This is a genomic window from Streptomyces sp. NPDC050658, from assembly GCF_044457025.1.
In the GTDB taxonomy this organism is placed as follows: Bacteria; Actinomycetota; Actinomycetes; order Streptomycetales; family Streptomycetaceae; genus Streptomyces.
In genome coordinates this window covers 182,808-205,915 of sequence record NZ_JBITGM010000002.1, presented here as the reverse complement: position 1 = coordinate 205,915, position 23,108 = coordinate 182,808, and the positions used below count along the sequence as shown (strand labels likewise).

Here is a 23,108-nt window from a genome sequence, read left to right as displayed (position 1 = left end):
CTGTGCTGTGGTCTCATCTCGTCGGCCTCCTCCGGCCTGCCTGGCGCCGACTGCTGACCGGACAGCCGCACCTGAGCTGGGAGTACGTCTTCGCTCACGACTCCGTCCGCATCCAGCTCTGGGTGCCGGGCGGGGTACCTCCCGGCATGGTCGAACGAGCTGTCCAGGCCGCATGGCCTGGAACGCATACGCACACGAGTCGTGACGCGCCCCCTCCCCTCCGGACGGTCAAGGGGACAGAGGCCGCCACGGGCGGGCTCCGGTACGCCCGCAGTGAGGCACTTCCTGTCCGTACGGACTTTGCGAGCGACCCCCTCCGGTCGCTCTTCGCAGCCGCCACGAGTCTCGGACCGGCGGAGCATGCTGTCGTCCAGATTCTGACCCGGCCGGTCACCGGGCGCAGAGTGAGGCGAACGCGTCGCGAGGCTCGCCGGATTCGCCGCTCGGGCAGCTCTGCCCGCCTCCACAGCCGTGTCCTCGACGCCGTCACACCGGGTGCACGATGCGCCACTCGCCTGAGGCCACGCGTCGCCGACCCACTGACCGCTCTAGAGTTGTCCGCCGAAGACCGGGCGATCGCCGCCAAGGCGAGAGGCGCCTCGTACGAGACATGTATCCGATACGCCATTGCCTCTGCCGTTCCGGCCAAACCGGTGAGTGCGGAGGAGCGCAGGCGGGTTCGGTCCCGGCTCCGGGGTCACGCTCATGCCCTTGCCAGTACGTACGCGGCGTACACCGAGCACAATTCTTTCCGCAGGGCTCGCTCTCGCCGCGCTTTGCGTGATCTCGTCGAGCGCCGGTTCGCCAAGGGGGATCTCCAGTCAGTCAATGAGGTGTCGGCGCTCGCTCATCTGCCCTGGGACGCCGCTGTGCCCGGGCTCCAACGGGCCGGCGCTCGCGCGGTTCCGCCACCCCCTGGCATCGCGGACACCGGACCTTCGGTCAGGCCGATCGGTCTCACCGATACCGGCAGGCCTCAACCAGTTGGCCTCTTCGTGTCGGACGCCCGCCACCACGTGCACCTTCTGGGGGCCACTGGCTCCGGTAAGTCGGAACTCCTGGCCCACATGATCCTCGCTGATGCGGAGGCCGGTCGAGGACAGGTCGTCGTCGACCCGAAGGGCGACCTCGTCGCCGACGTCCTGATGCGGCTGCCGGAGAAACTGGGCGGGAGGGTAGTCCTGTTCGACGCCGACAGCAGATCCCGCCCGCCCGTTCTCAACCCCCTTGAAGGCAAGGACGCCGAACGGACCGTGGACAACTTGGTGTCCATCTTCTCCCGTGTCTACGCGTCCTCCTGGGGGCCTCGTACCGACGACATCCTCCGCGCGGGACTGCTCACCCTTCGGTCCCTGCCGAGCACACCCACCCTCATCGACCTGCCCAAGCTCTTGTCGGTCACCGCCTTCCGGCAACGCGCGGTCCAACAGATCCACGACGACGTCCTGCGCGGCTTCTGGGCTTGGTACGACGCCCTGTCCGGGCCGGCACGCGCCCATGTCACGGCCCCGCTGATGAACAAGCTCCGCGGGTTCCTGCTCCGTCCCTTCGTACGCCAGGCATTGGCAGGGGGACCTTCCACGGTCCATCTGGACCAGGTCCTCGACCACGGCGGCATCTGTCTCGTCCGGATAGCGAGGGACGCCCTCGGCGTCGAAACCGCCCATCTGGTCGGCTCTGTCGTGGTCGCCCGCGCCTGGCAGGCGACCACGCGTCGGGCTCGCATCCCTCAGTCCCAACGCCGCGACGCGTCGCTGTACATCGACGAGGCACATCACTTCCTCAACTTGCCGTACGCGCTTGGAGACATGCTCGCCGAGGCACGCGGCTATCGGATCTCTATGACGCTGGCGCACCAGTACCTGCGGCAGCTGCCACGAGAACTCGAAGAGGGCATCAGCACCAATGCCCGTACCAAGATCTTCTTCAATGCCTCACCCGAAGACGCGCACTTCCTCGCACGTCACACCGAGCCGCGCCTCACCGCGCACGACTTGTCTCATCTCGACGCCTTTCACGTCGTCGTGCGTCCGGTGCTGCACGGAGCACAGGCGCCCGCGTTCACGGCGGTCACGCGGCAACTACCGCCGCCGATTCCAGGACGCGCCGAGAGGATCCGCGCTGCCGCCCGCCGCCACGCGCAACCAGTTGTGAGCGCTACTGCGGAGCTCCAACCCAGCCGCTCCACCGCCGACCCCCGCCGCACCCCTTGATGAGAGCGCGGCCAAAACCGCTGGAGGCAGTCCCGTGATCACCAACCCCAACCCACAACGCTCCCTTCGCGGTCACCGGCCCGCGCGCCTCAGCGGCCGAACCGCCGCCACCGGTGACTACATCGCGCGTCTCGCTCCACGCCTCACGCCGCGTGACCGGTGGTTGATCCGGATGCTGTACGAGCACAGGGTCCTCACCACGCACCAGATCACCGAGCTCGCCTGGCCATCTGTCCGAGCCGCCAACATCCGTCTCCTTCAGCTGTACAAGTGGCGGGTATTCGACCGCTTCCAGCCCTTTATCTCGTACGGCTCCGCGCCCATGCATTACGTCCTGGACGTAACCGGAGCCGCCGTGCTCGCTCGCGAAACAGGGGTGGAAGTGAGGGACCTGGGGTACCGGCACGAGCGAGCCGTCGGCATCGCCTACTCGCTGCGGCTAGCACACGCGGTAGGCGTCAACGGCTTCTTTACTGCCCTCATTGAGCACTCACGCAGGCCTGGCTCGGGTGACCGGCTCACCGCGTGGTGGTCCGAGGGCCGCTGCAGCCGACACTTCGGTGATGTTGTGCGTCCCGATGCCTACGGCCGCTGGCGTGAACGTTCGGGCGAGCTCGAATGGTTCCTCGAGTACGACTGCGGCACGGAGCGTCCAGCCGACCGCGTGAGCGCCAAGCTGCCCGGGTACGTCAAACTGGCGGATCACACGGGCATCACCACGCCCGTCCTCTTCTGGACCAACACGACGCAGCGCGAGGTCCGCTTGCGGTCGACGCTGGCAGAGGCTCAAGCCGCCCTCGGGGATCCGCTGCACATACCGATCGCCACGGCCAGCGCCGAGCGCCTCGCAGACGAGTCAATGCCCGGCCCGTCGAGCGCTTGCTGGCTGCCACTCCGCGCCGGCACCGCGCCCCATCGGCGCTTCTGCTTGGTCGAGTTGACCATGGTCTGGCCTCAGCTCGCTCCGCTCGCCTGCAGTGCACCGGGCGTGCCAGGCGGAGGTGACACCGTTTTGCCCGTGCCGCCACCGGCACCCCAGCCACCAGCGTCCTCCGTCGCTTGAGGCGAGTGGTGATCACCGATGCTCAAGCTGATGGCCGCGGCGGCGGCCGCACTGCTCCTCATCATCGCAGCAGCCGCTGCCGGAGCGACCTCGTTCCTCACCACACTTATTGACCGGGGGAGCCGTCCGAGCTCGACCGCAGTCTCAGACATTCCTGCGGACTACTTCGCTCTCTACCGGCAGGCCGCGGCCAGCTGCCCAGGCTTGGACTGGTCTGTGCTGGCAGGCATAGGGAAGATTGAGTCGGATCATGGCCGCTCCAATCTCCCGGGTGTCCACAGCGGTGCGAACTACGCGGGTGCGCGCGGGCCCATGCAATTCCTGAGCGCTACCTTCGTGCAGGTCACCGCCAAGCACCAGTTGCCGGAGGGAGGGGCCCGACCCCCGTCTCCGTACAACTCGCATGACGCGATCCACGCGGCTGCCGCCTACTTGTGCGACTCCGGTGCTCGCGGCGGGCGCGACCTCCGCGGAGCGATCTTCACGTACAACCGCGCGAACTGGTACGTGACGAAGGTCTTGAAGCAGGCCAGGACCTATCGTGCCGAGGCCACCTCCGGTACAACCAAAGAAATCGCCTCTCCTGCTCAGCAAGCCGTCAACTACGCCAAGCGAAGGCTCGGGACGCCCTACGTGTGGGGCGGTGACGGCCCAGCTGCCGGCGAGCGGGGGTTCGACTGCTCCGGTCTCACGAAGGCCGCCTACGCGGCAGCAGGAGTTTCCCTGCCCCGTACCGCCGAGCAGCAGTTCCGATCGGGCCCTCATGTCTCCAAGGGGCAGCGGCTCCGATCCGGCGATCTCGTCTTCTACGGCTCACCCGGGCAGATACATCATGTCGGCCTGTACATCGGGGCGGGCCGAATGATCCACGCACCTGGCAGGAACGAGCGCATCAAGATCTCGCCCTATCGCTACGGCGGTGACGACTACGCCGGTGCCACAAGGCCCTCTTGAACGATTGATGCCAGCCCTGGTCATTCCCCTACTGGATCATCGCGCATCTTGAACTCGTGGTACGCGTCCATGACTTCGACCGACACGCGATTTCCCAGGTGGGACAGGTACAGCAACTCACGAGTGATCTCCGCTCGCCTTCGTCGCGCCGCACGGGTGGGCGCCTCATCCGGCTCGGCGTCGTTCAACTCCTCCAAAGCTTCCAGGAGTTCCCTCGCAGTCGTCACCGCGGCGTTCAGATCGATCCTCACGCTGCCACCTCCAGGCTCCCCGGCAGTCTCGCGCAAACGGGCTGCCGAAGGAGCGTGTGTGGTGAGGAGCGATCAGGCCTATTCTGCGCTACCGGTCGCAGCCAGGACGCAATTGAGCGTCTCCAGCGTGCTGAGATCGAGATCGTCGATCCCGCCCGTGACGGCTCGGAGCATGTTGCGCTCCGCTCGCTCGGCACCGCGCACCGTCTGCTCGTGGTGGGCGTACGTATTCACGGCTTGGAGCACGCCGTAGGCAGTGTGCTGCCACGGAGCGACCCGCACATCGGTCCGCCACAGCCGCTCGAGTGCGTCGCGCTTGTGCTCGGCGAGGGTGCGGGAACGGCCGGGCTCGTCTGCCAACGGGGCGTGGGCATCGAGGAATTCGGCCCACTCACGGTCGGACACTGCTGTCGCGCAGAGCCGCTGTACCTCGGCAGCGAACTCATCTGCTATCTCGTAGACGATGTTCAGTGCCGCCCGAGCCTCCCCGATCCGGAGCTTGGAGTACCGCGAATGCCGGATCTTGATCTCCTGCCCGGTCTCGGCGAGCCCAGCACTCATCGTGTTGTCGCACACGACGTTCGTGACGGCTCGTTTGAACGTCGTAGCCAGCGAACCGTCGAAGCTCGTCGCTCCGAACAAGTGCGGCCGGAACTCCACGCCTTCCGGTGTGGTGACGTTCTCCGGTACCTCTACGGAGACCCAGGCAACCGCTCCCTGGCGGAGCAACCCCGCCGAACCGATGGCCAGGTCCGAGTCCAGCAGCTGCTCGATGGTGTCGATCAACCACTCTTCGTACGGGTGCGGTTCGTACCCCTCGCTGAAGATGCCCATCACGTACTCGGTGTCGCTGCGGACGAACGCTCGCCGGTCCGGTACGCGGATCAGACCGCCAGAAGCGGGCCCCTCGACGTACACGGCGCTTGGAACCGCATCCCACCCGAAGAGGCGTCGTTTGACGTCGTCGATCGGAATCGGCCCCGGGTAGTGATTGGGCTCGGCGCTCTGTAGATCAGCTCGGTAGTGCCAAGCCGACCCGCGCATCTCCGTGAATCCGATCAGGGTATTGGCGTTGAGCCAAGCCAGGCTTTCCTTGGACATAAGGATTCCTCCTTCGGTTCTGGGACAGGGAGTAGTCGAAAGGAAGACTGAGTGCCGCATCACGGGCTTAGCCCGTGCAGAGCAGGCAGTTGCAGCTGTGCGACGTGTGGGGGCACGGCTCTCCCCGGCCATCGCACGGGCGGCCGCCGTCTGCGTGGCAAGGCTCTTCGCCGTGGCACATGGCGGTGTCCTGGGAGCAGTGGGCAGGGTCGTCGCCGTTGGCCGCGCAGTAGTCGCCGCCGGTCAAGTCGTCGGTGCGGCGGCACAGTTCGTAGATGGCACCGCACGTGATGCACCGCTCGCATGAGGAGCCGTCGTCGTGCCCGGCGCAGCTGCCGTCATCGATGAAACGGTGCCCGAACGTGGACCACACGTGAGTGATCGCGGGCAAGTCGATGGGGTTCATGTCTCACACCCCTGGTGGGCATCAGGAATGGCTGGAGCAACCAGCCTTGGGGAGGCGGGTCCTGCCCGTCCGAGCGTCACGAAGGGGGACGGGCAGGGAATTCGGTGGCGTTCAGCGGTAGGAGCTGTACGCGAGATCCGGCACCCCGAGCAGGCTGTCCGGGCCGCAGAACTCTTCCTCAAGGTCATCCCATTCGGCGACCGCGGGCTCCTCTCCCATGCTCGCGGAGGCGCCATCAAGATCGGGTGACCGCAGATACGCCATGGCGCTGTGCGGCTGACCGCAATCGGACGTCACGCACAGGTCCGCGACGAACGCCGGCCGAGCCGCCGATCCGATGTCGAGGTAGCGGGTGGCCCGGAACCGCTTATCGAAGTTCTCAACGCCCCTGTAGGTCGCCAAGACCGTGCGCACACAGGCGGCCGGGTACTCCTCGAATACCTCCCTCAGGACGTCCCTGTACGCATGCCAGCACGAGTACGGGCCATGCCGTCCCGAAGCCGAAGTGCGCGCCCCGGGGCCGCGACTGTTCAGCACACGTAGTCGGGCCACGATGGCCCGACACCCCGCGGGGTGCGCATTGGGCGCCACGATGACGTTCCCGTCGTAGAGGTAGCTGGAGACCTCTTCGGTCAGATCACGAAAATCGTTGAGTGGAACTCCCCGTATGTGCACGATGTGTTCCCCCTGTACGTCGAAATCCCCGCCCTTCCTGCATCAGTCAGGGAGGGGGTGCACCTCTTGAGCCGCCCCGAATCACCGGCTCCAGTCGTCCGGTAGGAAACCTCCGCGGCTCAACCATTCGTCCAGCGCTTCGAAGTGCTCTAGGACAGCGAGCAGTTCTCCGCTCCAGTTCTCTTCACTTCCGGCAGCGACGGTCTCTACCCCGTCAACGGCTCGCCGCAATCGCTGGAGTGCAGCGTTTGGATCCATGGAATAGCTCCCTTCGTGCCGCCTGACGACATCTCAAGGCGATTCCATGTCGTCACCTAAATACGGTAGGCAAGTAGCCTCAATTACCGATCAGCAGGAAGATTTCCTGGAAAGTTCACGGGAAAGGGCTCTGAGGTATCGGTACCTCAGAGCCCATGAATTCGCTGACTGCGCTACGCGGATGCACCTGTCCGCATCCCACGATAGATTAATTCATCACGCACGACGTCAAGTTGAGCCTTGAGGTCGTGCCATTCCCTGACGGCGGCGTCCTTCGTACGCTGAACCTTTGACGATGAATGCCGTGGGCCACCATGCAGCGCGTGAGCGGCCCTGCTGATCACGCCGGCGCGACCCAAGTCATCGGCTGTGCCCGCGAAGTGGAGGAGGGCACTCAGCGTTGGATAGGCGCGCCCATCTACCCATGCGGAGCGGAAGATCACGTCACAGTTTGCTGCCACGTTGGGGGCCGTGGCGAGCGTCGCCAGCACCTCCGAGTGTGAAATGCCGCGCGTCACTTGGCGTCCCGGGGCGGCGTCGATGTCGTCAGGCTTGGCGTCGAGCCGGTACCCGTTGCTTGCTGCCGCGTCCCGCACTGCCCAGTACTGGATCCGCTTGCGGTCGACGACGATCGTTTCCCCGTCCCTACGGACGTACTGCCATGCGACCGTTTCTCGAGACGAAACCCGAACTGCAGCCGGCTCGCACTTGGCGGAGACCTCGCCGAGTCGCTTCGCGAACAACAGGACTGCGTCCTGAGTGACGTCGTCACTCACGTCGTCCGTCCCGTAGGGGGATTGCCCGCCGCGGACGACGGTTGCGCTGCCGTCCATCCGCTTGCGTGACCGCGTGGCGTCGACTGCACGACAGTACGCGCGCGCCACGCGCCGAATTTCAAGGAAATCGTCCGGAGCCACCTGCGCCATGCGTTCTGCAGTGACACCTAATGTCGAATTGTCCACGATCGGACTCCGATCGCTCGCGACGCGCGCCCTCTGCGCTGCGTCTCGACAATTCTATTCTCTCGCAATTCCGGTGCGTGGCAAGTGTGTTGACTGCTTTTGGTTGTCCTATTTTCGAATCCGTGATCGATGGGTGTTCTAGATTGCGGACCTGAATAATACCAGTGAAGCCAACCTGGTCGAATGGTGTCGGTTGAAAATCAATTAATGGTAAGCAGGAAGGGTAGAGTGGAAAACCTCTCTGCTAAATGTCCTAGTGCCAAGTCCAACTAGCCTCTCCCTACTGGGATGCCGCTCCCAGAGGAGCGAGTCGCGAGCTGCGTCAGCAGGGTTGTGACCCCATTTACCTGCCACGCTGACCGCCCTTGGGGGTACCGCTCTAATGGGCAGGGTGACTGGCAGCCCCAACGGCTAGGAGGCAGGCAGATGCATCGGCTGGCAGTGGCACGCTTCAGCGACTCGCCTGCCGAGACTGGGGTGACGGGGTGAGGACTTCTCTGCCGTGATCGCCGCAGGCAGACTCGCGCCATTGATCACAAGGTCAGGGGTTGGTGGAACTGAACGGGATGGAGCAGTCCTGTTCAGTTCATCGAGCTGAACTAGCGCGTTGCCTAGGATGCGCCCGAGTGTGAGCCATGGATCTCTGTGCCTCGTGTTGGTGAAGCCGGGTGAGTTCAACGCGCTGTGCTCCCGCTACCTCAATCCGAAGATCGCTTCCGAATCTTCGAATCTCGCCGTCGCCGTGAAAGACGGGGCGGGTCGGAGCTCGGTTTGTTCGCTATGCCGCTCAGCAGCTACACGCCCGACGGGGCGTACCTGCTTTCCGATTTCGCCGTCGCGCCCACCGACTACCCGCGCATGTCGAAGCTGATCGTCCTCGCCGCCACCAGCGCCGAGACGCAGCTGCTGTGCCAGCGGGCATTCTCCCGCCGCATCCGGGCGGCGTCGACCACAGCGTTCAGCAACAACCCGGTGTCGATGAAGTACCGCGGGCTACTGCGGCTGACCAAACGCGGCCCGCCGAACGAGAACGACTGGAAGTTCCAGCTCCAGTACCAGGGCGCGATGGGCGGGCACACTCGCCGACGCGCTGCAGACGTGGACGGAACGGTGGGGCGCTCGCACGAGCTCAAGCACCGAGACGGGAGTCTGGCCATGTTGGGAGCCGACGCAGCTGGCCGGGCCGCAGATGGTACAGAGCGATCCGCGCACCCTGACGCTGCTGGACGTGAACGCCCGGTTCCTGCCGCACGGGCAGTTCCGGCAGCTCGTGGCGAACATACACCGAGACGGGTACTTGACCTCGACGCTGCTGGTGTGGAACGACCTTGAGAACGGGCGCTTGGTCGTGGTGTCCGGCAACCATCGCACGCTCGCGGCGATCGAGGTCGACTGACATCGATCTGATGGATGCAGATCGACGAGCCGCTCCCTCGCCAGCGGCAGATCGCTGCAGCTCTCCCAGAATGCGAGCGCCGGGCAGGACGATCCGGCGATCCTCAAGGAGCTGTACGAGGAGCTGGAGTCGGTGGAGTGGCGGCAGTTTACGGGCTTGGACGACAAAACGCTCGACCTGCTGGAGAAGGTGGACGTGTCCAGTCTCGGTGAGGCGAACCTCGACTTCGCCAGCGTGCAACTGATGTTCCTGCCCGATGAGCTGGAGCGCGCCGAGGCCGCGTTCGATGCCGCGTGGTCTACGGCGTCGGCGGATCAGCGGTGGGCGGCCGCGCTGGAGCAGCACGAAAGGGTGCTGGCCGCGCTGGAGACATCTCGGTCCGCGTACAAGGTCGGCAACAGTGCGACGGCGCTCGGCGTGATCCTCGCGGTGTTCGAACGGCACCTGGGGGAGCTGGCCGATGGCTGGTTCGACGCCGTGACAGGTGAGCCGAGCTGCAAGGGGGCGGCGCCGCTGGACACGGTGTTCGGCGTACGGGAGAGACCGGTGGAGACGGCGGCCGCGATGCGAATGGCGGTTGAGCGGCTGGTGAAGGATGGGAGCGTGCCGGAACGCGAGCCGTGGAGGGCCTTGGACGTCCTTGCGGAACGGATGGTGTAGCACTTCCTGAGGAGCCGTCCTCACGTGCACGGGGAGTGGCGGAGGAAGATGATGCGCGCCATGGGATTGTCGGGATCAACCCCGCAGGCGCGGGGAGCAGGCGTCACGGTCCACGGGTGATCCCATGCCTGAGGGACCAACCCCGCAGGCGCGGGGAGCAGGATCCGGACGGGCGCCACGTCGACCACGTCCTGGGACCAACCCCGCAGGCGCGGGGAGCAGAGGCGGCCCTGAGCGGGGATGGCGTGGGCCGGGGTACCAACCCCGCAGGCGCGGGGAGCAGGGTGGCGCGGACAAGATTCAACAGACGGGGAGGGACCAACCCCGCAGGCGCGGGGAGCAGACGCGCGAGCAGGTGTCCAAGGCCTCCAGTTCAGGACCAACCCCGCAGGCGCGGGGAGCAGGTCGTAGGCGTTCAGACCGCCGGTGATGCTCGGGGACCAACCCCGCAGGCGCGGGGAGCAGCTTCATGACGAGCTGTCAGTGCGACGGTGCCAGGGACCAACCCCGCAGGCGCGGGGAGCAGGTCGTGGTGGCGGTCCACAGCGGGGTGCCGTCGGGACCAACCCCGCAGGCGCGGGGAGCAGAGGTTCTGCGTGCCCTTGGCGTCCAGCGGGATGGGACCAACCCCGCAGGCGCGGGGAGCAGTTTACCGGCGACCTGTACCTCGACTCGGGCGTGGGACCAACCCCGCAGGCGCGGGGAGCAGCGTCGCGCGGGTGCGCGCCCGTACGCACGCCCGGGACCAACCCCGCAGGCGCGGGGAGCAGGCTGAACTTCTCCGGCTCCTGATGGCCTCCCTGGGACCAACCCCGCAGGCGCGGGGAGCAGGCGCCGCTCGAGGGGCCGGCCGCGGGGGGCCGGGGACCAACCCCGCAGGCGCGGGGAGCAGCCAGAAGGAACCCGCGAGCGGGGACGACTTCGGGGACCAACCCCGCAGGCGCGGGGAGCAGGGTGTCGGCGGTCGTGGTACGGACGTGAGTGCGGGACCAACCCCGCAGGCGCGGGGAGCAGCAGGACCGCGACGAGGGCGCGCGAGAGGCCCTGGGACCAACCCCGCAGGCGCGGGGAGCAGGACCCCGAGGTGATCGGCGCCCTGTCGTCCGCGGGACCAACCCCGCAGGCGCGGGGAGCAGACCGCGTTCTCCGTCGCGGCGAAGGCCGCCCCGGGACCAACCCCGCAGGCGCGGGGAGCAGCCTTGTTCGTCGGGATCGCGGTCGGGTACTTCGGGACCAACCCCGCAGGCGCGGGGAGCAGCCATGAGGTGCCTTTCGTGCGGTCGGTGCGTGGGGACCAACCCCGCAGGCGCGGGGAGCAGACTCTGTGACGTGCGGTGATCCTCATCGATGCACGTCACTCAAGGTACTTCTCCTGATTGGGGTCATTGGGCTATTTACTCTCAAATCGCGCAAATGGCTAAGGGTTCCTGTGCTATAGGGCTCTGCCTGTCGCGGTTCTTTCCCGGTGTCCGGACTGACTCCTGGCTACTTCCGGTTTAGGGATACCAGGAGCTGCTCCTGGAGTTGGTGAAAGTACGCGAACACCTACGCAGCGTCGGCGAATGCTCTTGGATGTTGGTGTGGATGATTTACGACGGGCCGTCAGGCGCGGCATCAGTGTGGGGCTTTCACGTCCAGCGCGCACGGTGTGGGCCAAGCATGATGCGGGGACGGATGGCTGGCTGCCGTTGTGGCGGCACATGGCGGACAGTGCCGCGGTGGCCGGGCTGTTGTGGGACCGGTGGGTGCCGGAGGGGGTGCGTCGGCTGGTTGCCCAGGCGCTCCCCGGTGGCGAGGCGGATGCGCGGCGGTTGGCCGTGTGGCTGGCGGGGGTCCATGACGTGGGCAAGGCCACGCCTGCCTTCGCGTGCCAGGTGGATGGGCTTGCGGAGCGGATGCGTGCGGTGGGGCTTTCGATGCCTTCGCAGCGTGAGTTCGGGGCGGAGCGGCGGCTGGCTCCTCACGGGTTGGCCGGGCAGTTGTTGTTGCAGGAGTGGCTGGAGCGGGAGCACGGGTGGTCGGGGCGTAGTACCGGGCAGGTCGCTGTCGTGTTGGGCGGGCATCACGGAGCGCCGCCGGAGCACCCGCAGATCTACGATCTGGAGTGTCATCCCGAGCTGCTGCGTACTCGCGGTGAGAGTGAGGCTCTGTGGCGGCGGGTTCAGACGGAGTTCCTCGATGTGTGCGCCGAGGAGTTCGGCGTGCGGGAGCGTCTGGCCGACTGGCGGAAGTTGAAGCTGCCCCAGCCGGTGCAGGTGCTGTTGTCGGCGTTGGTCATCGTCGCGGACTGGATCGCGAGCAACCGTGACCTGTTCCCGTACTTTCCCGATGCGGCAGCCGTCAGTGATGAGGCGCGGATCGCTGCGGCCTGGCGCGGGCTGGCGCTGCCCGAGCCGTGGCGGCCCAAGGCGCCGCGCGGGTCGGCGGCCGCGCTCTTCGCCGCTCGTTTCGATCTGCCGGCCGGTGCCTCGCTGCGTCCTGTGCAGGAGGCGGCGGTTGCGGTGGCCAGGGAGATGGTGGTGCCTGGCCTGCTTGTTGTCGAGGCGCCGATGGGTGAGGGCAAGACCGAGGCGGCGCTGGCTGCTGCTGAGGTGTTCGCGGCACGGGCCGGGGCGGGCGGTGTGTTCTTCGCGCTGCCGACGATGGCCACCGGGAACGCGATGTTCCCGCGTCTGTTGGGCTGGCTGGACCGGCTGCCGGCGGTGGAGAGGCAGCGGCTGTCGGTACAACTGGTGCACTCCAAGGCCGCGTTGAACAAGGACTTCGAGGTGCTGCTGCGTGCCTCGCGGCGGCAGATCGCGGCGGTCGACGCCGAGGGTGACGAGCAGGAAGTGCCCCGTCCGGGTGCGAAGGAGCGCATCGCTCCGGCGGAGTTGGTCGCGCATGAGTGGTTGCGGGGTCGGAAGAAGGCGATGCTGGCGTCCTTCACTGTGGGCACGGTTGATCAGTTGCTGTTCGCCGGGTTGAAGAGCCGCCACCTGGCGCTGCGTCACCTCGCGCTCGCGGGCAAGGTCGTCGTGATCGATGAGGCGCACGCCTACGACGCGTACATGAACTCCTATCTGGACCGGGTGTTGTCGTGGCTGGGTGCCTATCGGGTGCCGGTAGTCGTGCTGTCGGCGACACTGCCCGCCGCGAGGCGGCGGGCGCTGGCGGAGGCCTACACCGGAGCCACAACGGGCGCCTACACGGAGGTGGAAGGGGCTGTTGGCTACCCGCTGTTGACCGCCGCCGCCCGGGGGCAGGCGCCGGTCGTGGTCCGTCCGGGCGCATCGGGGCGCAGTAGCACGGTGGATGTGGAGCCGCTGGACGATGGCCTTGGTGTGCTGGCGGACCGGCTGGAGGGTGAGCTGGCCGACGGGGGGTGTGCTCTTGTCGTACGCAACACGGTGAACCGGGTGCTGGAGACGGCCAAGGTGCTGCGTGAGCGATTCGGCGTGGATGCGGTCACCGTCGCCCACGCCCGGTTTGTCGACGTGGACCGAGCGGCGAAGGACGCGGAGCTGCTGGAGAAGTTCGGTCCGTCATCTGCCGTGCGCCCCGCAAAGCACATCGTGGTGGCCAGCCAGGTCGCCGAGCAGTCCCTGGACGTGGACTTCGACTTGCTGGTCACCGATCTTGCCCCCATCGACCTCGTCTTGCAGCGGATGGGGCGCCTCCACCGGCACCGGCGCGGGCAGCGGCCCAAGCGGCTGCGTAAGCCGCGCTGTCTGGTGACCGGCGTCGACTGGACGGCTCTGCCACCCAAGCCGGTCCGCGGGTCGGAGCTGGTCTACGGGCGGCACGCCCTGCTGCGTTCGCTGGCCGTCCTTCGTCCCCATCTTGTGGGGAAGGCCGGTGTGGTGAGGCTGCCGCAGCACATCAGCCCGCTGGTGCAGGAGGCTTACGGCGACGAATTCGTCGGGCCGCCGGAGTGGGCGGAGGCGATGGACCAGGCGCGCGCGGAGCACGAGCGGGTGCAGGCCAGGAAGGAGCAGAGCGCGGACGCCTTCCGGCTGAGTGAACAGGCAAAGGCCGGGCGGGCGTTGACGGGCTGGGTGGCGGGTGGTGCCGGGGACGCGGATGACACGCGGGCCGGGCGGGCACAGGTGCGCGACAGCCAGGAGAGTCTGGAGGTCATCGTCGTACGGCGGCATGCGGACGGCTCGTTGACGACGCCGGAGTGGATCGGCGGGGGACAAGGCGGTCTGCCGCTGCCCCAAGACGCGGTTCCACCGGCGCGGGCAGCGAAAGCCGCTGCGGCGTGCGGGCTGCGGCTGCCGCTGCAGCTGTCCCATCCGAAGGCCATCGACGCGGTGATCGCCGAGCTGGAGAACTTCTGCGTACCGGCGTGGCAGACCAAAGAGAGCCCGTGGCTGGCGGGCGAACTCATCTTGCCTGTTCAGGCCGATTGTCAGACCCGGCTGGCAGGCTTCGTCCTCAGCTACACCGCCACCGACGGCCTTGAGGTGCGACGTGACGACGAATGAGCAGACGGGGAACAGCGCGGGCTGCGTGTTGTCGTTCGACCTGGTCGACAACAAGTGGCTGCCTGTTCAACTGCTGGACGGCAGCGAGACGTTGCTGTCCTTGCGGGAGATCTTCGCTCGGGCCGGAGGGATCCGGCGGCTGGCGGGTGATGTTCCAACGCAGGACTTCGCACTGGTGCGGTTGCTGCTCGCGGTCCTTCACGACGCGCTGGAGGGGCCCCAAGACCTGGATGACTGGGCCGAGTTATGGGAGAGCGAAGAGCCGTTCACGCCGGTGCCGGGATATCTGGACCAGCACCGGGAGCGGTTCGACCTGCTGCATCCGGCGACGCCGTTCTTCCAGACCAGAGGGTTGCGGACGGCGAAGGGCGAGGTCTTCCCGCTCAACCGGATCATCGCGGATGTGCCCAATGGCGAGTTGTTCTTCACGATGCGCGCGCACGGCGCCGAGAGGATCTCCTTCGCGGAGGCCGCCCGATGGGTGGTGCACGCCCAGGCGTATGACACATCCGGGATCAAGACCGGCGTCGTCGGTGACAACCGGGCCAAGGCAGGCAAGGCCTACCCGCAGGGCGTGGCGTGGTCAGGCAGCATCGGGGGAGTGCTGGCCGAAGGCCAAACCCTTCGCGAGACACTCCTGTTGAACCTGATCGCGGCCGAGGACAGTCCCGTGGCCGCCGACCCGCACGATCGGCCCGCCTGGCGAAGCGAGCCCGCCCAACCGGGCACCGCACACGATCTCGAGCAGCGTCCCTACGGTGTGCGCGACCTGTACACGTGGCAGTCGCGCCGCCTGCTCCTGCACGCGGACGCCGACGGCGTGCATGGCGTCGTCCTCACCTACGGCGATCCGCTCGCCCCCCGGAACATGCACGGGCGTGAGCCGATGTCCGGCTGGAGGCGCAGCCAGACACAGGAGAAGAAGCACAAGCAGGCCCTGGTCTACATGCCGTGTGAGCATGACCCCTCCCGCGCCGCCTGGCGGGGCCTGGCCGCGCTCATCGCCCCGCGCGATCAGAACACCGCGCCCCGCGGCGAGCCGCCCTCCCAGCTAAGGGCGGGCCTGGTCAGCTGGCTCGCGCGCCTGAGCACGGAACGGGTGTTGCCCGCTCGGACGTTGATCCGCGTGCGGACCTACGGGGCGGTGTACGGCACCCAGCAGTCCGTGATCGACGAGATCACCGAGGACGCCGTCACCATGTCCGTCGTCCTCCTCAGTGAGAGCGACCGCGACCTTGGCCAGTGCGCCATCGACGCGGTGTCCGACGCGGAGGCGGCCGTCACGGCGCTCGGCGTGCTGGCAGCCGACCTCGCACAGGCCGGCGGCAGCCATCCCGAGGCGCCCAAGAACACCGCCCGCGACCGGGGGTTCGGCGCCCTGGATGCCCCCTACCGGTCCTGGCTGGCGGCCCTGCGCGCGGGCGACGACCCCCGGCAAGCCCGCGCGGCATGGCAGCACACGGTGCGCCGCAGCGTGGGCCAGGCAGGGGCCGCGTTCGTCGGGGAGGCCGGCGAGGCCGCGTGGCAGGGGCGGGTCATCGACCACGCTACCGGCCGGCGCTGGCTGAACGCCGCCTCGGCCGACCTGCGCTTCCGAGCCCGGCTCAACGAACGCCTGCCCCTCGCCTCATCATCTGCCCCCGCACCCTCGGCGTCCCAGCCTCCGGAGGCGACCGGCTCCCGCCCTAAGAAGGTGTCGACATGACCACCCATCCCACAACGCGGGTTTCGCTCGGACCTGTTGGGACCCTGGTGGAGGACCAGATCAGACGCCTCCAGCAGGGCTATCTCGCCGACCGCTCCGATGCGGTCGGCGCCCTGGCCCGCCTGCGGCGCGGCGCAGGCAGAGACCCGATGACCGTCCCCGACCTCTGGGGCCTGATCGACCTCGGGAAGCTGCACGCCGACCCAGACCTCGGCGGCGAGCACGCACAGATCCACGCCCAGAACGCCACTTGCACCGCGCTGACCCTGTGGGCGTGCCACCAGCAGTCCCGCCAAAGCGCCATGCACCGAAGCGGGGGCCCGGAACTGGGGGCGGCCGTGCGCCGCCTCATGCCCGTCGGCGAGATGGACGAGCCGGTGCGCAAGAGGTTCGTACGGGTCGGCGCCGCACCCACGTGGGACTTGCTGGCCGCCCGGCTCCGTGAGCTGGTGACCTTGCTGCGGCGCGACGAGATCAGCCTCGACTACGCCCTGCTCGCACACCAGCTCCACGCCTGGCAGCGCGCCGACCGTCGCGATGCCGTACGCCGCTCCTGGGGCCGCTCCTTCCACGCCTACCGAGCAGAGACGACCACGCCCCGGCCCGGTGTCTCCGCCGACACCGACGCCACCGAGACCGACCCGAAGGACGCCCCGTGACCAGCCGCATCATCCTCGACGTGCACGCGCTGCAGAACGTCCCGCCGAGCAACCTCAACCGCGACGACACCGGCGCCCCGAAGACCGCCGTCTACGGCGGCGTCACGCGGGCGCGGGTCTCCAGCCAGGCGTGGAAGCGGGCCACCCGCCGCTACTTCACCGAACTCCTGGACCCCTCCGAGCTGGGAGTGCGCACCAAACGCGTCGCCGAACTGCTCGCCGAACGCATCACCGCCCTCGCCCCGGCCCTCGAGGAGGCACAGGCACTCAAGATCGCTGCCGAGACCCTCCAGACCGCCACCGGATCGAAGATCGAGCCGCCCAAGCGGCAGGCCGAGGCCGCGAAGAAGAACGGCACCGACGAACCGGCACCCGCCTCCTCGTACCTGATGTTCCTCAGCGCCCGCCAGCTCGACGGGCTGGCCGAACTGGCCGTCGAAGGTGCGCACGACATCAAGGAGTTCCTGAAGGACAAGGAACACAAGGTCAAGGCGAAGCAGATCGCCGACACCCGGCACTCTGTCGACATCGCCCTGTTCGGCCGCATGGTCGCCGACTCCGCCGACATCAACGTCGACGCCGCCGCGCAGGTCGCCCACGCCCTCAGCGTCCACCGCGCGGAGATCGAGTCGGACTACTTCACCGCAGTTGATGACCGCAACACCAACGCCGAGCCCGGCGCCGGGATGATCGGCACCGTCGACTTCAACTCCGCCACCCTCTACCGCTATGCGGCCCTCGACGTCGACCTCCTGGAACGCAATCTCGGCAAGGGCCTGACCGAGGACGAATCCCCGGCCACCCCCGTGCGCCGGGCCGTGGAGGCCTTCGTCGACGGATTCGTCGCCTCCCTGCCCACCGGAAAGATCAACACGTTCGGCAACCACACCTTGCCGGACGCCGTCGTCGTCAAGCTGCGCTCGGCCCGCCCCATCAGCTTTGTCTCCGCCTTCGAAAAGCCCGTCACGGCCGACGACATGGGCGGGCACATGGAGAGCGCATGCGCCCGTCTGGCCGACTACGTTCCCGAGGTCGAGCGCGCCTACGGCGACGAGGACGCCGACACGTGGGTGCTGCGCATCGGCCCGGCCACCGGGAAGATTGCCGGGCTGGGCACCGAAGTCCCCAGTCTCAAACGCCTCGTGGAGACCGTCGGCGCGGCCGTCGCCGAGCGCCTGGAGCAGCGCGGATGAGTGTCCTGGCCCTGCAACTGGCCGGCCCTCTGCAATCGTGGGGGTCCTCCGCCCGCTTCGCCCGACGCACCACCGAGAACGCGCCCACCAAGAGCGGCGTGATCGGCCTGCTCGCCGCCGCCCAAGGGCTGGACCGCACCGCCGACCTCTCCGCACTCGCCACACTGCACTTCGGCGTCCGCATCGATCAACCAGGCACGCGCATCCGGGACTTCCAGACCGCCCACCACACCGACACCGGGCTCGCCATGCCCATCTCCAACCGCTACTACCTGGCGGACGCGGTCTTCGTTGCCGCCGTCGAGGGCACCGACGACCTCATCAGGCAGCTGTACGAGGCCGTGCGTTCGCCGCGTTACCTGCCCTTCCTGGGCCGCCGCTCCTGCCCGCCCTCCAGGCCCATCGAACTCGGCGTCCACCACGACAGGGCACTGCACGACGTGCTGGTCAAGGAACCGTGGCACGCCGCCGAGTGGCACCAGAGGCGACGACGCCGCGAGGCCGCCATCGACCTGCAGGTCCTCACCGAGGCTCGCGGCGACGACCCGGCCGGCCTCCTCTCTGGGGACAGCCTGCGCGACCAACCTCTCAGCTTCGACCCCCGCCACCGCCGCTACGCCCTGCGCACCGTGCGCCACACGAGCGTCACCGTCGCTAACCCCCACGCCCAGCCGGCCAGCGGCCGCCGCAGCATTCCCCCGCACGACCCGACCAGCCTCCTGGGAGGCGCCTGATGTTCCTGACCCGATTCCGCGTCAACGCCGCGCGCCCGGCCAGCAGGCAGCTGCTCTCCTCGCCGCAGTCCCTGCACGCAGCGGTCATGCAGTCCTTCCCGGAGATCCTGCCCAGCACCCCGGACGCCCCGCGCGTCCTGTGGCGCCTGGACCGCAACGCCGCCGCCGAGGTCATGCTGTACGTGGTGAGCCCCACCAGGCCGGACCTGACGCACCTCGTCGAACAGGCCGGCTGGCCCGCGGCGGCCGCCGCCGGGACACCGGGCTGGCAGGCCTACGACTACGCGCCCTTCCTCGACCGCCTCGAGGAGAAAGGCGTGTGGAACTTTCGCCTCACCGCCAACCCCGTGCACAGCATCCGCAACCGCGACGGTGTGCCCACCAAACGCACCGCGCACCTCACCCCCAAACACCAACTGGGCTGGCTGCTGCAGCGGCAGGAAACCTCCGGCTTCCGCCTGGTCACCAAACCCGCCGACCGCCGGCACACGGAGCACGGCGACCAGCACCAGGTCGTCGTCCGTGACCAGCGTGACCTCGACTTCGGCAAGCGCAGCACGGAAACCGGCCGACGCAACCGGGTGACCATCAAGACCGTCACCTACGACGGCCGCCTGGAAGTCACCGACCCCGCCGTGCTGCGCCGCATTCTCACCCACGGCCTGGGCAAAGCCAAAGCCTACGGATGCGGCCTGATGACCCTCGCACGAGCGGAGTGATCCGTGAGCACCCCCGGCCAACGGCCGGTCAGCAGCCCACGCGAACTCGCCCGCATTGCCGACCGCGTCTCCTTCCTCTACCTGGAACGCTGCACCATCCACCGCGACGCCAACGCCATCACCGCCGAAGACGCCGAGGGCACCACCCACATCCCCTCCGCCACCATCGGCACCCTCCTGTTGGGACCCGGCACCCGCATCACCCACCAGGCGATGAGCGTGTTGGGGGAGAGCGGAGCAGGCGTCGTGTGGATCGGCGAACAAGGCGTCCGCTTCTACGCCGCCGGACGGGCGCTCACCCGCTCATCCTCCCTCGCCGAAGCCCAGGCCCTGCGATGGGCAAACCGCCGCAGCCGCCTCGACGTGGCTCGCGCCATGTACCAGATGCGCTTCCCCGACGAAGACCCGGCCGGCCTCACCCGGCAAGAACTCCTCGGCCAAGAAGGACGCCGCGTCAAGGACTGCTACCGCGCCCAAGCCAAGCGCACCGGCGTCACCTGGAAGGGCCGCAAGTACATCCCCGGCGACTTCACCTCGGGCGACCCCGTCAACCAGGCAATCACCGCCGCGGCACAGGCAACGTACGGCGTCGCACACGCCGTCGTCGCCGCGCTCGGCTGCTCGCCCGCCCTCGGCTTCGTGCACTCGGGCCACGAGCTGTCCTTCGTCCTCGACATCGCTGACCTCTACAAGACGGAAATCGGCATCCCAGTGGCCTTCGACACGGCCGCAGAGTCTCCGGAAGACGTAGGAGCCCGAACTCGTCGTGCCCTGAGGGAACGCATCCACGAGCTTGGCCTCCTCGACCGGGTTGTCCACGACATCAAGGAACTCCTCCTGCCCGGCAACGGCGAGGCGGCCGACGATACGTCGCGAACCGACGCAGACGAGGTCACGCTCCAGTCCGACCGGGACGAACGAGTCACCGCCGGGATCAACCACGCGCCCTCTGCGGAGGAGGCCTGGTGACCGTCATCGTCCTGACCAACTGCCCGGCAGGGCTACGAGGCCTGCTCACCCGGTGGCTGCTGGAAATCTCACCGGGCGTCTTCATCGGAGACCCGTCGGCCCGCGTCCGCGACACACTGTGGGACGAAGTCCGTCAGTTCACAGGCCAGGGCCGCGCGCTCCTCGCCCACACGACCAACACCGAGCAGGGCTTCGCCTTCCGCACCCATGAGCACGCATGGGACCCCATCGACCACGAAGGACTCACCCTGATCCACCGCCCCAACGCTGATGCGACTCGCCCCTCTCCTGCCGCACCACAAAAGGGCTGGAGTAAGGCATCCAAGCGCCGCCGGTTCGGCCGTAGGTAGCTGTGTGCGTTATGCGGCATACGCGAGCTTCCCTGAAACTGCCGAACTTCACCGCTGGACTGAGACAACGATGCAGGTCACGAAGGCTGCTCCCCGCGCCCGCGGGGTTGGTCCCGCTTGCGCGTGCACCTCCTGGGTGACCATCGGCTGCTCCCCGCGCCCGCGGGGTTGGTCCCGTGCTGCGCGAGGGCCCAACAGCGCTGCGGGACTGCTCCCCGCGCCCGCGGGGTTGGTCCCTGGAGCCACAGCACGCCCGCCTCACACAGCATCTGCTCCCCGCGCCCGCGGGGTTGGTCCCGTGAAGCTCATGCCCTGCACATCCTCTACGTCCTGCTCCCCGCGCCCGCGGGGTTGGTCCGTTTGCAAGATCTGCAATATCAGGCCCAGCCGGCTGCTCCCCGCGCCCGCGGGGTTGGTCCCAGGCGGCGGTTTCATCATGTGCAGCACTATGCCTGCTCCCCGCGCCCGCGGGGTTGGTCCCACGCCCCACTCCTGGCTGGCGCTCACAGGGCCCTGCTCCCCGCGCCCGCGGGGTTGGTCCCGCCTTCCTCGACGAGATCAAGGCGGACGCCGACTGCTCCCCGCGCCCGCGGGGTTGGTCCCTGTCCCGACTGCGCTGGGAGCGGCGGCGGCTGCTGCTCCCCGCGCCCGCGGGGTTGGTCCCGCGGCCGTGCGGGCGAGGGCCTGCCGGCTTGTCTGCTCCCCGCGCCCGCGGGGTTGGTCCCCGGCGCGGGTCGGGGTGCCGGATCTACATCGACTGCTCCCCGCGCCCGCGGGGTTGGTCCCACCCCCCCGTGCGCGGCGCGCCGGGGAGTCCCTGCTCCCCGCGCCCGCGGGGTTGGTCCCTGGCCGCGATGCCCGACGACGACGCGCGCACGCTGCTCCCCGCGCCCGCGGGGTTGGTCCCCGGAAACAGACGGCTCACTCTTCTCCCTTTCCCTGCTCCCCGCGCCCGCGGGGTTGGTCCCAGCAGCGAGGCGTCTTCGCAGATCTTGTAGAGCTGCTCCCCGCGCCCGCGGGGTTGGTCCCGCGCTCCACGAGGCCACGGAGACGCTTCGTCACTGCTCCCCGCGCCCGCGGGGTTGGTCCCAAGACCCACAAGGTCAAGACGAAGGTCAAGGGCTGCTCCCCGCGCCCGCGGGGTTGGTCCCTCCTCGATCGTGACGAGCAGCCGATCCTGGCGCTGCTCCCCGCGCCCGCGGGGTTGGTCCCGGCTGCGAGATCTGATCCTGAAACGACCATCGCTGCTCCCCGCGCCCGCGGGGTTGGTCCCGCGTCCCCGCGCACACGGTGGAGGTAGTCCAGCTGCTCCCCGCGCCCGCGGGGTTGGTCCCAGCGTGCAGATGACGGCCATGGGCAGCTCAAACTGCTCCCCGCGCCCGCGGGGTTGGTCCCACGAATGCAGCCGCTACCGCCGCCCGCGAACACTGCTCCCCGCGCCCGCGGGGTTGGTCCCGACCGCACCACGCTGCCCAAGGCGCTGAAGGACTGCTCCCCGTGCCCGCGGGGTTGGTCCCCCACGGGCGATCCGTTCACGGCCTTCGATCAGCTGCTCCCCGTGCCCGCGGGGTTGGTCCCAAGCCGGACAACAAGCCGGAGGAGAAGCCGGGCTGCTCCCCGCGCCCGCGGGGTTGGTCCCCAGTCACGGTCGACGAGCTCCAGCCCGTCGACCTGCTCCCCGCGCCCGCGGGGTTGGTCCCGGGCATCCTTCAGGCCCGGATCGACCCGAGCCCTGCTCCCCGCGCCCGCGGGGTTGGTCCCCTGCGCATGCTCGGCCGGAAGGTCACCCACGATTGCTCCCTACGCCCGCGGGGTTGGTCCCGGCCGTTTCGCCACGGGCAACGGCACCCGCACCTGTTCCCCGCGCCCGTCGGGTTGGTCCGGGCGCCGCGGCGGTCCAGGACCCGCACCACCCCCGCAGTCGGGGTTGGGGCGAACCCCGCGGGCGCGAGGCCGTTCGTCGGTGGCATCGACGAGGACCGCCTCGCGCAGGGTCCAGGTGCACCTGGTGATTGCGTGCGTGATGCCAAGGGCTCACCGAAGGGGTGACCCGCGGAAGCGGCGGGGCCGCGCTGGCGGAACCAGGGCGCGGTATGCAGTGCCGTGGCGGGGACGGTCGCGGACCGGGACGGGGGGGCAGAGGTGGCGTCTCTGTCAGACGAGGAGCGGAAAGCCCGGATGGATCAGCTGGGGTTGGGCCAAACGCCGGGTGGTCGACGACTTCGCGGATCCGTCGGTTATGAGTGACGAGCAGTTGAATGGTGAAGTCTTGCAACTGGTCCGGCAGCCGAGCTGTCGTCGCGGTGGTGGGCGTGCGAAGTGCCGGACTGTAGTGGACTGCCACACGAGGGGTGGCCTCACGGCCATGTCC

At 68.4% G+C, this 23,108-nt stretch carries 18 protein-coding genes and 2 CRISPR repeat arrays; of the genes, 13 read left to right on the top strand and 5 right to left on the bottom strand.

The features are described 5' to 3' along the window. Window positions 1-1,067: 1,067 nt before the first annotated feature. Genes ACIBKX_RS07895 through ACIBKX_RS07885 form a run of 3 tightly spaced genes read left to right on the top strand, consistent with a single transcriptional unit; the run spans window position 1,068 to window position 4,230 of the window. The gene (locus tag ACIBKX_RS07895; RefSeq protein WP_363271029.1) at window positions 1,068-2,213 is read left to right on the top strand and encodes a type IV secretory system conjugative DNA transfer family protein; all 1,146 of its coding nucleotides are present in this window, start codon (window positions 1,068-1,070) and stop codon (window positions 2,211-2,213) included. Between the two features lie 34 nt (window positions 2,214-2,247). Next, window positions 2,248-3,276 carry a replication-relaxation family protein gene (locus tag ACIBKX_RS07890; protein WP_363271028.1) on the top strand — a complete coding sequence of 343 codons (1,029 nt, stop codon included), beginning with the start codon at window positions 2,248-2,250 and terminating at the stop codon, window positions 3,274-3,276. An 18-nt stretch (window positions 3,277-3,294) separates the two neighbouring features. Beyond that, window positions 3,295-4,230, top strand: a complete 936-nt coding sequence (locus tag ACIBKX_RS07885; RefSeq protein ID WP_363271027.1) for a bifunctional lytic transglycosylase/C40 family peptidase — start codon at window positions 3,295-3,297, stop codon at window positions 4,228-4,230. 20 nt (window positions 4,231-4,250) lie between these two features. On the opposite strand, the gene ACIBKX_RS07880 is transcribed toward ACIBKX_RS07885, so the two are convergent. The 5 genes from ACIBKX_RS07880 to ACIBKX_RS07860 form a co-directional block, all read right to left on the bottom strand. Then, the gene (locus tag ACIBKX_RS07880) at window positions 4,251-4,481 is read right to left on the bottom strand and encodes a hypothetical protein (RefSeq protein WP_363271026.1); all 231 of its coding nucleotides are present in this window, start codon (window positions 4,479-4,481) and stop codon (window positions 4,251-4,253) included. Window positions 4,482-4,559: 78 nt separating this feature from the next. Further along, window positions 4,560-5,582 carry a DUF932 domain-containing protein gene (locus ACIBKX_RS07875; RefSeq protein WP_363271025.1) on the bottom strand — a complete coding sequence of 341 codons (1,023 nt, stop codon included), beginning with the start codon at window positions 5,580-5,582 and terminating at the stop codon, window positions 4,560-4,562. 67 nt (window positions 5,583-5,649) lie between these two features. Then, complete coding sequence (locus ACIBKX_RS07870) at window positions 5,650-5,988, bottom strand: hypothetical protein (protein ID WP_363271024.1); 339 nt, start codon at window positions 5,986-5,988, stop codon at window positions 5,650-5,652. Window positions 5,989-6,099: 111 nt separating this feature from the next. Beyond that, complete coding sequence (locus tag ACIBKX_RS07865; protein WP_363271023.1) at window positions 6,100-6,663, bottom strand: hypothetical protein; 564 nt, start codon at window positions 6,661-6,663, stop codon at window positions 6,100-6,102. A 431-nt stretch (window positions 6,664-7,094) separates the two neighbouring features. Next, on the bottom strand, window positions 7,095-7,883 hold the full coding sequence (locus ACIBKX_RS07860) for a hypothetical protein (RefSeq protein ID WP_363271022.1): 789 nt from the start codon (window positions 7,881-7,883) through the stop codon (window positions 7,095-7,097). A 684-nt stretch (window positions 7,884-8,567) separates the two neighbouring features. Between ACIBKX_RS07860 and ACIBKX_RS07855 the strand changes: the two genes are divergently transcribed. From ACIBKX_RS07855 to cas2e, 10 genes are all read left to right on the top strand, one after another. Continuing rightward, complete coding sequence (locus tag ACIBKX_RS07855) at window positions 8,568-9,215, top strand: hypothetical protein (RefSeq protein WP_399375683.1); 648 nt, start codon at window positions 8,568-8,570, stop codon at window positions 9,213-9,215. Window positions 9,216-9,435: 220 nt separating this feature from the next. Beyond that, the gene (locus tag ACIBKX_RS07850) at window positions 9,436-9,939 is read left to right on the top strand and encodes a hypothetical protein (RefSeq protein ID WP_363271020.1); all 504 of its coding nucleotides are present in this window, start codon (window positions 9,436-9,438) and stop codon (window positions 9,937-9,939) included. 71 nt (window positions 9,940-10,010) lie between these two features. Beyond that, window positions 10,011-11,258: a CRISPR direct-repeat array (repeat unit 28 nt; unit sequence GGACCAACCCCGCAGGCGCGGGGAGCAG). Window positions 11,259-11,501: 243 nt separating this feature from the next. After that, on the top strand, window positions 11,502-14,408 hold the full coding sequence (cas3, locus tag ACIBKX_RS07845; protein ID WP_399375681.1) for a CRISPR-associated helicase Cas3': 2,907 nt from the start codon (window positions 11,502-11,504) through the stop codon (window positions 14,406-14,408). Beyond that, entirely contained in the window at window positions 14,395-16,113 is a 1,719-nt protein-coding gene (gene casA / locus ACIBKX_RS07840; protein WP_363271019.1) for a type I-E CRISPR-associated protein Cse1/CasA, read from the top strand. The genes cas3 and casA overlap by 14 nt, the downstream gene beginning before the upstream one ends. Then, on the top strand, window positions 16,110-16,772 hold the full coding sequence (casB, locus tag ACIBKX_RS07835; protein WP_363271018.1) for a type I-E CRISPR-associated protein Cse2/CasB: 663 nt from the start codon (window positions 16,110-16,112) through the stop codon (window positions 16,770-16,772). Before casA ends, casB begins: the two co-directional genes overlap by 4 nt. Further along, window positions 16,769-17,965: a type I-E CRISPR-associated protein Cas7/Cse4/CasC gene (gene cas7e, locus ACIBKX_RS07830; protein WP_363271017.1), complete on the top strand. Its 1,197-nt coding sequence runs from the start codon at window positions 16,769-16,771 to the stop codon at window positions 17,963-17,965. The genes casB and cas7e overlap by 4 nt, the downstream gene beginning before the upstream one ends. Beyond that, a complete protein-coding gene (gene cas5e, locus ACIBKX_RS07825) occupies window positions 17,962-18,699 on the top strand; it encodes a type I-E CRISPR-associated protein Cas5/CasD (protein ID WP_363271016.1) in 738 nt (245 codons plus the stop codon). Before cas7e ends, cas5e begins: the two co-directional genes overlap by 4 nt. Continuing rightward, window positions 18,699-19,418, top strand: a complete 720-nt coding sequence (gene cas6e, locus ACIBKX_RS07820; protein ID WP_363271015.1) for a type I-E CRISPR-associated protein Cas6/Cse3/CasE — start codon at window positions 18,699-18,701, stop codon at window positions 19,416-19,418. The genes cas5e and cas6e overlap by 1 nt, the downstream gene beginning before the upstream one ends. A 3-nt stretch (window positions 19,419-19,421) precedes the next feature. Continuing rightward, entirely contained in the window at window positions 19,422-20,387 is a 966-nt protein-coding gene (gene cas1e, locus ACIBKX_RS07815) for a type I-E CRISPR-associated endonuclease Cas1e (protein WP_363271014.1), read from the top strand. Next, window positions 20,384-20,737, top strand: a complete 354-nt coding sequence (gene cas2e / locus ACIBKX_RS07810; protein ID WP_363271013.1) for a type I-E CRISPR-associated endoribonuclease Cas2e — start codon at window positions 20,384-20,386, stop codon at window positions 20,735-20,737. Before cas1e ends, cas2e begins: the two co-directional genes overlap by 4 nt. Before the next feature lie 86 nt (window positions 20,738-20,823). After that, window positions 20,824-22,620: a CRISPR direct-repeat array (repeat unit 29 nt; unit sequence CTGCTCCCCGCGCCCGCGGGGTTGGTCCC). Window positions 22,621-23,108 lie beyond the last annotated feature (488 nt).